The 13,191-nt window shown below is 69.0% G+C and carries 17 protein-coding genes; 9 read left to right on the top strand and 8 right to left on the bottom strand.

Features of this window, described 5'->3' with window-relative positions:
• Position 1: 1 nt before the first annotated feature.
• A complete protein-coding gene (locus ACQP2O_RS44455) occupies positions 2–343 on the bottom strand; it encodes a YciI family protein (protein WP_433175361.1) in 342 nt (113 codons plus the stop codon).
• 192 nt (positions 344–535) lie between these two features.
• Between ACQP2O_RS44455 and ACQP2O_RS44450 the strand changes: the two genes are divergently transcribed.
• On the top strand, positions 536–1,423 hold the full coding sequence (locus ACQP2O_RS44450; protein ID WP_433175360.1) for an intradiol ring-cleavage dioxygenase: 888 nt from the start codon (positions 536–538) through the stop codon (positions 1,421–1,423).
• A gap of 79 nt (positions 1,424–1,502) precedes the next feature.
• Here the strand turns inward: ACQP2O_RS44450 and ACQP2O_RS44445 are convergent, their stop codons facing one another.
• Positions 1,503–2,405 (bottom strand): LysR family transcriptional regulator, encoded by a 903-nt coding sequence (locus ACQP2O_RS44445; protein WP_433175359.1) that lies wholly within the window; start codon positions 2,403–2,405, stop codon positions 1,503–1,505.
• A gap of 203 nt (positions 2,406–2,608) precedes the next feature.
• On the opposite strand from ACQP2O_RS44445, the gene ACQP2O_RS44440 reads away from it, so the two are divergent.
• The 3 genes from ACQP2O_RS44440 to ACQP2O_RS44430 are packed head-to-tail and all read left to right on the top strand — an operon-like array spanning position 2,609 to position 4,605.
• On the top strand, positions 2,609–3,583 hold the full coding sequence (locus ACQP2O_RS44440; protein WP_433175358.1) for an NmrA/HSCARG family protein: 975 nt from the start codon (positions 2,609–2,611) through the stop codon (positions 3,581–3,583).
• Positions 3,584–3,638: 55 nt separating this feature from the next.
• Positions 3,639–4,223 (top strand): dihydrofolate reductase family protein, encoded by a 585-nt coding sequence (locus ACQP2O_RS44435; protein ID WP_433175357.1) that lies wholly within the window; start codon positions 3,639–3,641, stop codon positions 4,221–4,223.
• Between the two features lie 16 nt (positions 4,224–4,239).
• Entirely contained in the window at positions 4,240–4,605 is a 366-nt protein-coding gene (locus ACQP2O_RS44430) for a hypothetical protein (protein WP_433175356.1), read from the top strand.
• 36 nt (positions 4,606–4,641) lie between these two features.
• Here the strand turns inward: ACQP2O_RS44430 and ACQP2O_RS44425 are convergent, their stop codons facing one another.
• A complete protein-coding gene (locus tag ACQP2O_RS44425) occupies positions 4,642–5,070 on the bottom strand; it encodes a hypothetical protein (protein ID WP_433175355.1) in 429 nt (142 codons plus the stop codon).
• Between the two features lie 252 nt (positions 5,071–5,322).
• On the opposite strand from ACQP2O_RS44425, the gene ACQP2O_RS44420 reads away from it, so the two are divergent.
• Both ACQP2O_RS44420 and ACQP2O_RS44415 read left to right on the top strand, forming a co-directional pair.
• Positions 5,323–5,676, top strand: a complete 354-nt coding sequence (locus tag ACQP2O_RS44420; protein WP_433175353.1) for a VOC family protein — start codon at positions 5,323–5,325, stop codon at positions 5,674–5,676.
• Positions 5,677–5,737: 61 nt separating this feature from the next.
• The gene (locus tag ACQP2O_RS44415) at positions 5,738–6,253 is read left to right on the top strand and encodes a hypothetical protein (RefSeq protein ID WP_433175351.1); all 516 of its coding nucleotides are present in this window, start codon (positions 5,738–5,740) and stop codon (positions 6,251–6,253) included.
• A 22-nt stretch (positions 6,254–6,275) separates the two neighbouring features.
• Here the strand turns inward: ACQP2O_RS44415 and ACQP2O_RS44410 are convergent, their stop codons facing one another.
• From ACQP2O_RS44410 to ACQP2O_RS44400, 3 genes are read right to left on the bottom strand one after another with little or no spacing between them, the layout of a single operon-like run.
• Positions 6,276–7,274 carry a tetratricopeptide repeat protein gene (locus tag ACQP2O_RS44410; protein WP_433175349.1) on the bottom strand — a complete coding sequence of 333 codons (999 nt, stop codon included), beginning with the start codon at positions 7,272–7,274 and terminating at the stop codon, positions 6,276–6,278.
• 38 nt (positions 7,275–7,312) lie between these two features.
• The gene (locus tag ACQP2O_RS44405) at positions 7,313–7,486 is read right to left on the bottom strand and encodes a DUF397 domain-containing protein (protein WP_433175348.1); all 174 of its coding nucleotides are present in this window, start codon (positions 7,484–7,486) and stop codon (positions 7,313–7,315) included.
• The gene (locus ACQP2O_RS44400; protein WP_433175346.1) at positions 7,483–8,337 is read right to left on the bottom strand and encodes a helix-turn-helix domain-containing protein; all 855 of its coding nucleotides are present in this window, start codon (positions 8,335–8,337) and stop codon (positions 7,483–7,485) included. Before ACQP2O_RS44400 ends, ACQP2O_RS44405 begins: the two co-directional genes overlap by 4 nt.
• Before the next feature lie 150 nt (positions 8,338–8,487).
• On the opposite strand from ACQP2O_RS44400, the gene ACQP2O_RS44395 reads away from it, so the two are divergent.
• Positions 8,488–8,877, top strand: coding sequence for an ATP-binding protein (locus ACQP2O_RS44395; RefSeq protein ID WP_433175344.1), 390 nt, complete (start codon positions 8,488–8,490; stop codon positions 8,875–8,877).
• Positions 8,878–8,984: 107 nt separating this feature from the next.
• On the opposite strand, the gene ACQP2O_RS44390 is transcribed toward ACQP2O_RS44395, so the two are convergent.
• Both ACQP2O_RS44390 and ACQP2O_RS44385 read right to left on the bottom strand, forming a co-directional pair.
• On the bottom strand, positions 8,985–9,449 hold the full coding sequence (locus ACQP2O_RS44390) for a MarR family winged helix-turn-helix transcriptional regulator (RefSeq protein ID WP_433175342.1): 465 nt from the start codon (positions 9,447–9,449) through the stop codon (positions 8,985–8,987).
• The gene (locus ACQP2O_RS44385) at positions 9,446–10,927 is read right to left on the bottom strand and encodes a DHA2 family efflux MFS transporter permease subunit (protein ID WP_433175340.1); all 1,482 of its coding nucleotides are present in this window, start codon (positions 10,925–10,927) and stop codon (positions 9,446–9,448) included. The genes ACQP2O_RS44390 and ACQP2O_RS44385 overlap by 4 nt, the downstream gene beginning before the upstream one ends.
• A 77-nt stretch (positions 10,928–11,004) precedes the next feature.
• On the opposite strand from ACQP2O_RS44385, the gene ACQP2O_RS44380 reads away from it, so the two are divergent.
• Together ACQP2O_RS44380 and ACQP2O_RS44375 are read left to right on the top strand one after the other, a co-directional pair.
• Positions 11,005–12,900 (top strand): 3-hydroxybutyryl-CoA dehydrogenase, encoded by a 1,896-nt coding sequence (locus ACQP2O_RS44380; protein WP_433175338.1) that lies wholly within the window; start codon positions 11,005–11,007, stop codon positions 12,898–12,900.
• Positions 12,875–13,186 carry an ATP/GTP-binding protein gene (locus tag ACQP2O_RS44375; RefSeq protein WP_433175336.1) on the top strand — a complete coding sequence of 104 codons (312 nt, stop codon included), beginning with the start codon at positions 12,875–12,877 and terminating at the stop codon, positions 13,184–13,186. The genes ACQP2O_RS44380 and ACQP2O_RS44375 overlap by 26 nt, the downstream gene beginning before the upstream one ends.
• Positions 13,187–13,191 lie beyond the last annotated feature (5 nt).

Raw genomic sequence — 13,191 nt, 5'->3', positions numbered from 1 at the left:
GTCAGTCTTCGCCCAGCATCGGCCGTACCTCCACCGGAAGGGAGGTGATGCGGGTGAAGGCCCCCGCCCATTCGAGTGCGGCGTCGAGGTCGGCCGCCCGGACGACCGTGAAGCCGCCGATGTACTCCTTGCCCTCGGCGAACGGGCCGTCGGTCGTGAGCACCTCGTCGTCGCGGAGCCGTACGACCGTGGCCGTGCTCGGAGCGTGCAGGCGCCCGGTGAACACCCACGCGCCGGCGGCCTGCATCTCCTGCTGCCAGGCCTCGACCTCACGCATGATCCGATCCAGGTCGGCCGGGGGCTCTCCCTCGGGCTGGTAGATGCTGAACAGGTACTGCTTCATCGCGTGCTCCTCTTCCGGGCCGGCTCTCACCCTCTACACGAACGGCCCCGGGCGGGATCGACAGACGGCGGCGTCGAACATCTCACGGTTCTCAGTTCGTTCTCATCCAATCTTCATGGGGCGCGGATAGCGTCGCTCGACGCGGGGGCCGACTGATCGTCATAGCCGTTGTCAACCCAAGGTGGCGAACGCATGACCGAGCATGAAGACCACACGCGGTCCCCGGAATCCAGCGCGGTGAACCGCCGTGCCGCGCTGACCGCCCTCGGCGGCGCGGGCCTCGGAGCGGCCGGAATCGTCGCGCTGGGCCGTGCGGCGGCCGGCGCCTCCACCACCCACGGTCCCACCGGTCCGAAGCCGGCGTGCGTGCTGGTTCCGGAGCTGACCGAGGGCCCCTACTACCTCGACTACGACCTCTTCCGCCGCGACATCACCGAGCACAAGGAGGGCGTGCCCCTCATCCTGCGCGCCACCGTCGTCGACGCGACCACCTGCGCGCCCATCCCGAGGGCCGCGCTGGACATCTGGCACTGCGACGCCCTCGGCGAGTACTCCGGCTACACGGCCATGGGCGTCGGCGGCGCGAACGGCGGCGGTCCGGGCGGCGGCCCCCCGCCCACCGGCACGCCGACACCGCCGCCCGGCTCCCCGCCTCCGGGCGGCGGCGGAGGCCACGCCGAGCCGACCGACAAGCTGACCTTCCTCCGGGGCGTCCAGCTCACCGACCGGCGCGGCGTCGTGGAGTTCCGGACGCTGTATCCCGGCTGGTACATGGGCCGGGCCATCCACATCCACGCCAAGGTCCACATCGGCGGCAAGGTCGTTGGCAAGAAGTACACCGGCGGCCACGTGGCCCACACGGGCCAGTTCTTCTTCGACGAGAAGGTCACCGAGCGGATCGGAAGGCTCCAGCCGTACGCGATCAACACCACGCACCGCACGACGCTGGACAAGGACGGCATCTACCGGAACGGAGGCTCGGCCGGCCTGGTCACGCTGCGCCCGCTCCACAAGGGACCGATCACCCACGGCCTGCTCGCCACCATCGTCGTCGGCGTGAACCCCGACGCCACTCACTGACCATCCCGGACGCCCGCCCCGTCCCGCGACGGGGCGGGCCGTTCTGCGGGAGCCCGGCGATTCCCTCAGGCCACGTAAGTCATCGGGTCTGTGGCGTCAGGTGTTCGATCGCGCACTGCCGGAACTCGGCCACCAGACGCCCGTTGTCGTCGGCCCGGGTCGCCAGCACGACTCTGCTCGGGGTGACCCCGAGCAGAGGGATCAGTGTCAGATCCGACCGGGTGGTCTGGACGTGGTCGGGGGCGGCGACGGCGAGGGCGTCGCCGGAGGCTACGAACTCCCACGTGTCGTCCAGCGAGTTCATGATGGGCCCGGCGGGAGCGGGACGGCCGTCCGGCCGCGGTTCCAGGTGCCAGAAGGCGCGGCACGCGGAGTCGAGGTCGGATACCTGGGGCAAGGGTTCGTCGGCGATGTCCTCGAGGACGACGAACGGCCGTCCGGCCAGGCGGTGATCGCGGGGGACGACCACGACGCGTGGCTCGTCATAGAGCGGCGTGACCTGAAGCCGATCGGCCGGGAACGGCAGGCGGGTGACGACCGCGTCCACATGATGGTCGAGGAGGGCCTCAGCGGGCCGGCGCCACCCGAGGTACACCGTCCGCACTGTTGCGTCCGGGTGCCGGCGACGCAGTTCGCGGGTCGCCGCGGTGACGACGAGGCCCGGCATGTATCCGATCGATACGCTGCCGAGCCCGGCTGCCGCCCGCGCCGTGGCGACGGCCTCATCCGCGGCTCGGAGCAACGCCCTGGCCCTGGGCAGAAACGCTTCCCCGGCCGCGCTGAGGCGGCTGCCCTGCGGTGTCCGGTCGAGCAGTCGCACACCGAGTTGCCGCTCGAGGCCGCGGATCTGCCGGCTGAGCGAAGGCTGTCCCACGTGCAGGACGGCAGCGGCCCGGCCGAAGTGCGCGTGATCGGCGACGGCCACGAAGTACCGGACCACCCGGAGCGGCAGATCCGGCGTGGACGGAGTGACCTCGATCATGCCTCCACCGTAGCCAGGGCGCTTACCTCGCCTGCCGTCCTTTGCTGCGCTCGCCTAAGGCGATGCCTCTTGGGCATGTCCGGATCTGGCATGGGCATTGGACGCGCGTCCTGCGCCGGCCACAGGCTGAGCACGGCGCCGCTGATCGCCGAGCACGTTCTCGGACATCGTTTCTCATAACAACGAAAGGACCGTTACCAGTCATGGGGGAAACACTCGTCATCGGCGGCACGGGCGCGATGGGACGCAGGGTCGTCTCCCGCCTTCTCGAATCACCGGATGCGACCGTTGCCGTGCTCACCCGCGATCCTCGTTCGGAGCGAGCCACCGACCTGCTCGCGCGGGGCGGCGGCCGGGTCCGGGTGCTCCGGGGTGACCTGGACGATCCCGGCAGCATCCACGCGGCTGTGTCCGATGTGGACCAGGTGTTCGGTAACACCGACTTCTTCTCGAGTGGCAGCGTACTCGGCGAATACCGGCAGGGGATCACCGTTCTCGAGGCCGCGAAAGCGGCCGGCGTCGAGAGGTTCATCTGGTCGTCGCTCGACAGCGCCGTGACCCTGACCAACGGAGCCATCCCCGTTCCGCACTACGACGCCAAGGCCGCGGTCGCGGCACACATCAACCTGCTCCGGTCGGAGGAGATGATGCGGGAGGAGAACGACGGCTGGTACAGCGAACACGTGTCGATCCTGACGACATCGCCGTACTTCGAGAACCTGCGAGTGCGGCTCGCGCCGGGACGCGGCCCGCTGCCCGACGGTCGTTCCGGGCTGCTGTTCTCACTCCCGCTGGGAACCGGGAAGTACCCGTTGATCGGTCTGGACGACATCGCCTGGTTCAGCGACTTCATGTTCAAGCACTGGCAGAGCTGGGGCAGCCGCGATCTGGCCGTGACGGGAGACAGCCTCACCGGCGAAGAGATCGCCGCGACCGTCGAACGCGTCACAGGAACGCCGTGCGGATACGACCCGGTGCCCCTCGACGTCCTGCGCTCCTCCATACCGGAGGTGGGACACGATTACTCAGCCATGTTCCAGTTCTTCCAGGCACGCGACGTCTTCGGTCTGGATCGGGACATTTCACTCCTCCGTGAGATCCACCCCGAGATGATGACTTTCGAGGGCTGGCTGCGCTCGACAGGATGGGACGGGACCGAGGTAGTGGCCGACCGATGAGTTCTGGTCGCCTGGGACGTTTCACTTGGCAGAGGAACCCACCGGGAGGTCCAACATGGCCAAGGTCTACACGCACATGACGATGTCCCTGGACGGCTACATCGCCGACCCGAAGGACGGGTGCGACGAGCTGTTCGGCTGGTACGGCGCCGGCGGCGTCACCGTGCCGAGCGCCGACGAGCGCTGGTCGTTCCAGGTCGACGCGAACAGCGCGGAGATGCTGCGCGAGATCCTCTCCGGCGCCGGTGCGCTCGTCTGCGGCCGTAGGCTCTTCGACCTGACCAACGGCTGGAACGACAACCACCCGATCGGCGCCCCGGCCGTCGTCGTGACCCACAACGCGCCCCAAGACGCGGCGAAGTGGCCGCGAACCACCTTCGTCGACGGCGTCGCGGAAGGCATCGCGCGCGCCAAGGAGATCGCCGGCGAGAAGGACGTCAGTATCGCGAGCGCCGACATCGCACGGCAGGCCCTCGATCTGGGACTGGTGGACGAGGTCTGCGTCAGCCTCGTGCCGGTGCTACTCGGCAAGGGCATCCCGTACTTCACCGACCTGGCCGGCGCCCCGCACCGCTTCGACGACCCCGTCGTGATCCAGGGCAACCGCGCTACCCACCTTCGCTACCGCGTGCGACGCTGAGCCTTTGAGGACGGCGATGAGTTGGACCGGTGGCGAACTCGTGATGGCGACGTACGTCCACTGCCCGCCGCTCGGGATCACGCGCCTGGCCGCGCGGCTGCTCGCCCTGCGCGCGAACCCCGCCGTGGCCGTCACGATCGATACGGAGCCGCAGCCGCCGGAGGTGCTCCTCCTGCGCGGCCGGGTGTCGATCACCGAGGTCGACGGCATGGTGCCCGAGCAGGCGCAGGCGGCACGCCGTTTCCTCGGCGAAGAGGGCGGTGCCGGGTATGTCGCCCAGGCCTCGCACCCGGACACGAGGATGGCACGCATCGCGCTGCGCCCCACGTGGGCAGGCGTGCTGGACTTCCAGAACCGGCTCCCAGGCATCCTCGGCGGCTGACCGGCAGCCGGCGGACCCAACGCGAAGAGGACCGCCTCAGTCGTCAGTGGTCTGCCGGAGGTAGAAGGTGACGAAGCCGAAAGTGCCGCGATAGCCGTGGAGCCAGGCATGGCGATGGTCGTCCGCGACTTTGAGCGCTTGATCGCTGTCCGGATGCTCCGGGTGGTCGAGGGCCCACCCTGACAGGGTGCCGGTCCACGACCACTCGTAGTCGTCCCACTCGTGCGGCGTGCTGACGTGCCCGTACAGGGGGACCCATCCGCGGGACCGGATGCGATCGACGGTCGTGGCGAGGTCGTCGTACTCGTCGGCGGCGAAGCCGCTGTCGAGGGTCGCCTGGCCGGGCGGGCGCTCCCAGAACCCGTCGCCGATGAGGACACCGCCCCCGGCGGCGAGATGGCCGGCGGCCGCGTCGAGCGTCGAAATCAGGCCCCCGAAGGCATGCGCGGCGCCGACGCTGATCACCAGGTCGAATCGGTGCGGAGACGCGCAGATGCCGTGCGAGCGGATGGCGCAGAGGCGGGTGGGTTCGCCTCCTTCGACAAGGCCGCATGAACTCCTCGAGCCCCGCCCCGGCCTGTGAGGGCACCAGGGCGAGGGCTTCTTGGTCTGTCAGCGTGTGATGCCGTACGCGTGGATCAGTGTCTGGTCGACGGCGTCGCCCGCGGCGTCGGCCGCTTTCGAAGCGGGCGCTCGCGGTCCTGGCAAGATGGCGACATGGAACGAGTGCTTGGAATTGGCGGCTACTTCATGCGGGCCGCCGATCCGGCGGCCCTGAGTGCGTGGTATCGCGATTGCCTTGGCCTGGACGCCGATGAGAACGGCCTATGGCGTCAGGAAGCCGGGGTGACCGTGTTCGCGACTTTCGAGTCTGAGACCGAGTACTTCGGTTCCCGCGCCCAGCAGACGATGCTCAACTTCCGTGTTCGCGACCTGGACGCGATGCTCGCGCAATTGCGCGCCAAGGGAGCGGACGTGGCCAAGGAGACACAGGACATGGAGGGTGTCGGTCGGTTCGGCTGGGTCACCGACCCTGAGGGCAATCGGGTCGAGCTGTGGCAGCCCAACTGACAGTGTCTTCACACCGGTGGTGATGTGCTGGTGGTCGGCAGGGGTTGTTTAGTGTTGTCCGGTGACTCAGCGGCGATATCGGTACGTGGGCCCCGCCGATCTGCTCGCCGCCGTCCGGGCCGGTGAGGAGGGGCACCCGATCCGCTCGCCGGCCGACCTCGTCGTCTGGTCGAGTGGTCGCGGTGATACCGAACTCGACGAGCCCTTCACGTACATCGTCGACCTCGCCGGCACATTGCGGCTGGCGCCCCGGCGAAGTGAACATGTCGCATGCGCCGGCGGCGCGTCCGTCCTAGGTGCCGGAGAGGTCACGTTTCGCCGCGAGCGAGGGTGCTGGGTCGTCGATGAGATCAGCAACCAGTCGACCGGCTACTGCCCGGACGTCACGAGCTGGTCGGCGGCCCGCGACGCCCTCGAGCGCGCGGGACTCGACCACCCCGGCGGCTTCACGCATCCGGTCGTCTTCCGCCGCTGCCCGGCCTGCCACGAGCGGAACATCGTCCGCGACGACGACTTCCACTGCGCTCTCTGCGACACCGAACTCCCCGCCACGTGGAACATGGACTCGCGCACCTGACCGGCCGTGCGGTGGCTTCGAACTACTCGACGTGTTCGTAGAAGCATGTGCGGTCGCCGATTCGGAGTGGACGTCCCGGCGGAAGCGGTGACTCCATCGTCTCGGTTACCGGGATATCTGACCAGTCGACGCGCAATGGCTTGCCATCCGACCCCAGATTTATTCGAGCATTCAGCTCATACTCGTCGACACGCCGACCAGGCCGGTGGATCTGCAAGAGCGGCAGCGCCGCGCGCCAGCCTTCGTCGAATTCATCGTCCTCGTCTTCGAATTCGTCATCGTCCTCGTACTCGCTCGTCTCGCTCTCTCCCAACACGAAATTGCGTGTAGGGGTGTCTGTGTCCAGCGCCCGCTCGACATAGGTGTGCGCGTCAGTGACCGACCCGAACAGGAGGAATCCGGTGTCCCAGTCGTTGTTGGAAATCCATGCGCTCAACCGCAGCAGGGCGAATCCATGACGTCCGTGACTCATCTCGTTCGGCGAGGGTCGGCCGGTGGGCGCCGAGCCAAGGTACGCGAGCGCGGAGCGAGGGCAGCGGTCCAAAGGGTTCCGGCGCAGCGCCTCCTCGTATGCCGCGACGGCGCCTTCGCGGTCACCTGACCAGGTGAGCGCATGCCCCAGCTGCAACGGCACGAGGGAGTCGTCGGGGTCGGCGTTCAGGGCCGCTCGCGTCGCCTGGACGGCCTGCTCTGCGAGCGGTCGGCTCACGCCATCCTTGTCATACTGCTCAATGCCGTTGAGGAATGTGCCGTCGGCGTCATCAAAATCGCATTTCACGTCGAACATCACGACATGTCGCAGGGTGAGCGTCGCAGCCATCGAACGCAAGATGGCAATCGTCGTGGTGGCCTCCGTGTCGCCGGAAGCCGTCTCTTTCTCGGCCTCGTCACAGCAGTGGCGCGCGCGAGCCAGCAGCTCAGGATTCTCCCGCTTGCCATCATGATGCCTGAGAAAGAACTCGCATTTGGCGAGCAGGTCACTCGCGCGCACCAGCCAACTACGCCGATCTTGTTCATCCATGGGGGCGCAGCCTACAGACAGATCAGCGGCCCACGCCGCTACCGGCTCCTGCCGCCAGCCCGGATGACAGCGACCTGCACGCACTCGCCGCCCTGATTCGCGCTGTGGCTGCTTGTACGCCACACGGCGGCCACCTGCACACAGGTCCCGCCCTGGTCCGCGCTATAACTGCTCGTTCGCCACGGCGGCCCGGGAGAATGGAGTGTCGTCATAGCTCCGACAATAGCCCGGCGATCAGCTTTTGAGACTCCAACTCGGAGAGAGCAGCCGAGCGGAGGCGATCAAAGGCCACACCGTACGCTCGAACATCGGATTCGTCTTCCCGGTACGACATCGCGGTCAAGGAGTCGACCGTCACGATCCGCAGGTCGCCGCGATCGCCGACGTCCAAGATCTCGAAAGCCCCGGACACTCCCGGGTGTGTGCCAGCGGCGAAAGGGATGACCTGAAGGCCGATATGTGGTAGGCATGAAATGTCGGTCAGATGCTGTAGTTGGGCGCGCATAACGCTCCGGCCGCCGATCTGTCGCCGCAATGCGGCTTCATCCACGATCGTCGAAAATTTCGGCGGATTTGGTCCTTCCAGCAGCTCCTGACGGTGCATACGGACTGCGACAAGCCGGTCGACGCGCTCGGGGTCGTCCGCGAACTGCCCTTTCTCCATGAGCGCGCGGATGTACGCCTCGGTCTGCAGCAGTCCCGGAATCAGGATGAGCTCGAAGAGCCCAATGAAGATGGCATCGGCTTCCAGGCCGATGAAGTCCATCATCTCGGGGGAGAGGTCGGTGGCGTAGCGCTGCCACCAGCCCTTCTTGCGGCCGTTGCGGCACCAGTCGAACAGGCGGCCGGTCACGGCGGGGTCGGAGACGGCGTACTTGCCGAGGATGTACTCCAGGTCGCGGACCGGAAGGTGATGCAGGCCCTTCTCGATGCGGCTCAGTGACGACGGCGAGCGCATCAGGACGTGGGCGGCGTCGTCTAACGTGAGGCCGGCCGCTTCGCGGTGGTCGCGAAGGGCCATGCCCAGCCTGCGCAGCCGGATCGTCGGCGTGATGGTGGCCATGGCGGCATTGTGACCAGGCGCGAGTCGCGTCGCCACGCGAATCGGCGATGTGCAAATCGGCTCCTCGCCATCACTCCCCTTTGACTAAGCGTGTTGAACGCATTACCCGACGCGACGATGCTTGCGGCGACATCGGCGAGAGGAGTCGTCATGGGGGCGATGATCGTGCTGGGAACTCTGACGCTTCCGGGCAGCGAGCGGTGCGTCGTTCACGCCCGGCGCTTCGTCCGCGACCTGATGGGGGAGGACCATCCGGCCGTCGACGACGCCGAGCTGTGCACCAGTGAGCTGGTCACCAATGCCGTCGTGCACACGACGTCGGGCCGAGGCGGCCATGTCACCATCACCGTCGCGCGGGATGGCGACATGGTCGAGATCTGTGTTGGGGACGATGGCGCGGGTGGCGAGGTGCCGTACGTACGGGATGAGCCGTTCGCGGAGGACGGCCGGGGCATGGTCATCGTGACGGCGCTCGCCGCCGAATGGGGTGTGGAGGCCGAGCGCGGCGGCACTACGACCTGGTTCCGCCTCCGCGGCTGAGAGGCGGGCACGCGGGTGGGGCGGCCGGACCCGACGCCGAGACTCGCAAGGCCGTTGACACCGGTCGATGCGTCGCCTGCGGCGTCATCGGCTGACGCGGGGGGGGCTTACGCGTCCGAGGCGTGGAGCTTGGCCATGATCCGGTCGAGGGCGGCGAGCTCCTCGGGGTCCAGGGCGAGCAGGGAGCGGGGTGGCCGGGACAGGATGCCTTCCGCCTGACGGGCGACCGCCACCCCGGCCGGAGTGAGCGAGACGATCTTGGAGCGGCGGTCCTCGGGATGGACGCTGCGCTCCACGTAGCCGCGTTGTTCGAGGTCGTCGACGACCAAGGTGGTGTACGGCTTCTCGGTCTGGAGGCGGGCGGTCAGCTCGCGCATGGTGAGCGGGCCGGGCAGCAGGCGGCGCAGTGCCTTGACGCGGAAGAAGCTCATGCCGAGCGTGTCGGTGATCTCCTTGCGGCGATCCTCCTGGTTCATGACGACGTCGCGCATGATCGCCCAGACGCGAGCGGCCGCCTCGGGCTCCGGCTGGAGTGCGGCCGAGCCATCCGCGTCCTTCGTCGCGTCGTTCATGGGGTGTCCGCCGTCCTGATCGAGCCGTGGTCGAGCCGCTCCGCGGTGCGCGCGGCGGTCTGCCTGGCCCAGCGGCCGGTCGTGAGGATACCGAGAGCCAGGATCGCGCTGCCACAACCCACGCTGACCCACCATCCGAGGTGGCTGGCTTGCGGGAATCCGGTGCGCAGCGGCCCGTGCACGGCCGAGGTCACCAGGGATCCGATGATGGCGACGCCCAGGGACTGACCGATCTGGCGGCTCGTGGAGGCGACGGCGGCGGCGACTCCGGCCTGGGCGCGCGGCATGCCGGAGACGGCGGTGTTGGTGATCGGCGCGTTGACCATGCCGAACCCGAGCCCGAACAGCACGTACGCGGCCATGAGCCGCCACATCGGGGTGTGGGCGGTGAGACCCGTGAGGATCAGCGCGCTCGCGGCCATCGCCCCGCCCGCGACGATCAGCGGTACGCGCGGCCCGGCCCTACCGACGATGCGGCCGGACAGTGGCGCGCAGACCAGGGTCATCCCGGCCATCGGCAGGGTGAGCAGGCCGGCGTGGAACGCGGAGTGGCCGAGGACGTCCTGCAGGTAGAGGGTGTTGACGAAGAGGAAGCCGCCGAGCGAGGCGAACCCGCAGATGGCGATGACCGTCGCCCCCGCGAACGGGGCGCTGCGGAAGAACCGCGGGTTGATCAGCGGCTCGGCGCGGCGCAGTTCGTACGGGATGAGGCTGGCCAGCGCGAGGGCGGCCGCCGCGAGGCAGCCCACCGTCTGTGCGGAGCCCCATCCGGCGCTCGGCGCCTCGATGATCCCGTACGTGAGGCCGGCGAGCAGCACGACGATCAGGAACTGGCCGACCGGGTCGACCGGACGTGGGTGCGGAGCGCGCGATTCAGGTACGAACCGTGCGCACAGGGCGAACGCGATCAGGCCCACCGGAATGTTGATCCAGAAGATCGCCTGCCAGCCGGCGGAGGCGGCGAGCGTACCGCCGAGCAGCGGGCCGAGCGCCATGCTGATGCCCACGACGCCACCCCACACGCCGATGGCGCGGGCCCGTTCCCGCGGGTCGGTGAACGTGTTCGTGATGATCGACATGGCGACCGGGTTGAGCATGGAGCCGCCGACCGCCTGCACCATGCGCGCGGCGACCAGCCAGCCCAGGCTCGGCGACAGGGAGCACAGCAGCGAGCCCAGGGTGAACAGGAGCAGGCCGGTCTGGAACGTCCGCCGCCGCCCGATCCGGTCCGCCGTCGAGCCCGACAGCATCAGCAGGGCGGCGAGCACGACCGTGTACGCGTCGATGATCCACTGCAGGCCGGAGACGGATGCGTGGATATCGCGCTGGATGGAGGGCAGAGCGACGTTCACGATCGTGTTGTCCAGGCCGACGATGAACAGGCTCATGCAGCAGATAGCGAGGATCAGCAGGCGCCGCCGCCGGTCCGGCGGGGCGGTGTCGTCCGCGATGGGGGAGCTCCATCTAGTTACGTACATATAACTATTATACGCCTATAACCAACCCGTGCGGGTCGGCCTTACCGATGGAGTGGACGCTCTGGGAGACTGCGGGCATGGGTGCTTCGCTGGACAAGGTCGGGGTCGTGGGGCTCGGCACGATGGGCGCCGGGATCGCCGAGGTGCTCGCGCGGAGCGGGCTGGACGTCGTCGGGATCGAGGTGGGCGACGAGGCGCTGAAGCGCGGCCGCGGGCACCTGGAGAGCTCCACCGGCCGGGCCGTGAAGCGCGGCAAGCTCTCGGCCGAGGAACAGCAGGCGATCCTCGACCGGATCGAGCTGTCCACCTCGTTCGGTGCCCTGAGCGACTGCGACCTGGTCGTCGAGGCCGTGCCGGAGCAACTGGCGCTCAAGCGCCGGGTGTTCGAGCAGCTCGACGAGGTCTGCCGGGCCGACGCCGTCCTCGCCACCAACACGTCGTCGCTGTCGGTCACCGAGATCGCCGTCAGCACGAACCGCCCCGAGCAGATCGTCGGCGTGCACTTCTTCAACCCCGCGCCGGTGATGAAGCTCGTGGAGATCATCCACACCGTGCTGACCCGGCCGGAGGCCCTGGCCGTCGTCCAGGACCTGGTCGAGCGGCTGGGCAAGGTCGGAGTCACCATCGGCGACCGCGCCGGGTTCATCGCGAACCGGCTGCTGTTCGGCTACCTGAACCAGGCCGCGGCGATGTACGACTCCGGGCACGCGACCCGCGAGGACATCGACGCCGCGATGAAGGCGACCGGCCTGCCGATGGGGCCGCTCACGCTGATGGACCTCATCGGCCTCGACGTCTCTCTGGAGGTCTGCGAGGCCATCTACCGGGAGACACGGGACCGGCGGCACGCGCCCGCGCCGATCCTGCGGCAGTTCGTCACCGCCGGGCTGCTGGGCCGCAAGACCGGCCGCGGCTTCTACTCCTACGACGAGCCCGCCGCGGCGACCGCAACGGCCGAGGCCGGGACGGTCGAACCGCCGCCCCAGGTCGGGGTCGTCGGGTCGGGCCCGCTGGCCGTCGCCCTCATCCGAGGGTGCCTGCGGGCCGGCGCCCACGTCCGGTTCGTCGCCGGCGACACGGAGAAGGCCCGGGCCGTCGCCACCGCGCTGGAGCAGTCCGTCGCCGGCGACACGGAAAAGGCACAGGCCGTCTCCACCGCGCTGGAGCAGTCCGTCGAGGGCGGCACCGAGCTGGCGCTGCTCGCCGAGTGCGACCTGATCATCGAGGCGGTGGCCGAGGACACGTCGGTGAAGCGGTCGCTGTTCGCCGCCGTCGACGACGTGGCCAAGCCGGGCGCCATCCTCGCCACGACGGCCACGACCGTGCCGGTGATCGAGCTGGCGGCCGCCACGGACCGGCCGAAGGACGTCATCGGGCTGCACCTGCCCGACCCGGAGGGCGAGCTCACCGAGATCGCCACGACCGTGGTGACGGCGACGGAGGTCGCGCGACGGGCCACCGAGTACGTCACCGCGCTCGGCAAGCATCCGGTGCGCTGCCGGGACCGCGCCGGCTTCATCGTCGACGCGCTGCGCGTCCCGTACCTCAATGACGCCGTACGGATGCTCGAGTCCGGGTACGCCCGACGCCGAAGCGATCGACGCCGCGATGCGGTACGGCTGCGGGTACCCGATCGGTCCGATCGCCGACCTGGACCGGATCGGCCTGGGCCACGCGGTGGAGGTGCTGCGCGCCCTCTACACCGAGCACCGCGAGCCCGCGTACGCGCCCTCCGCACTGCTGGAGGAGCTGTTCACCGCGGGCCGTACTTTCCGCTGAGCACCGGTTCGTCCCGTACGACGCAACCTCCCGAGGACCGCCGCGTCCCGTACGATGCTGGTCCCTTGAGAACCGGTTCGTCCCGTACGGCACCGACCCCTGCCTACCGGCGCGACCGGTGCGGGCCGATTCGTCCCGTACGGTCCCGGTCCCCGTACCCTGAACGGCATGAGTCCGCGCAAGAACCGCCGTAACCACGATGCCGCCCGGGAAACCGGGCCCGGCGCGTACGGCGGTCCGCAGCGGACCGAAGAGGGGCCCGACGGCGACTGGATCGTACGGCCGATCGCGGGCGGGGCGAAGGCGTACCGCTGCCCCGGATGCGACCAGGAGATCGCGCCGGGCGTCGGGCACATCGTGGCCTGGCCCGCCGAGGGTGGCGGGCTCGACGACCGGCGGCACTGGCACCGGCCGTGCTGGAACCATCGCCTCAACCGGCTGCCGAACGTCCAGCGGTCCCGTCGCGGCCCGCGCTACTGAAGGGA

Origin of the sequence: Actinoallomurus sp. CA-150999 (assembly GCF_050942425.1) — a bacterium.
GTDB lineage: Bacteria > Actinomycetota > Actinomycetes > Streptosporangiales > Streptosporangiaceae > Actinoallomurus.
This window is presented reverse-complemented; position numbering and strand designations above follow the sequence as displayed.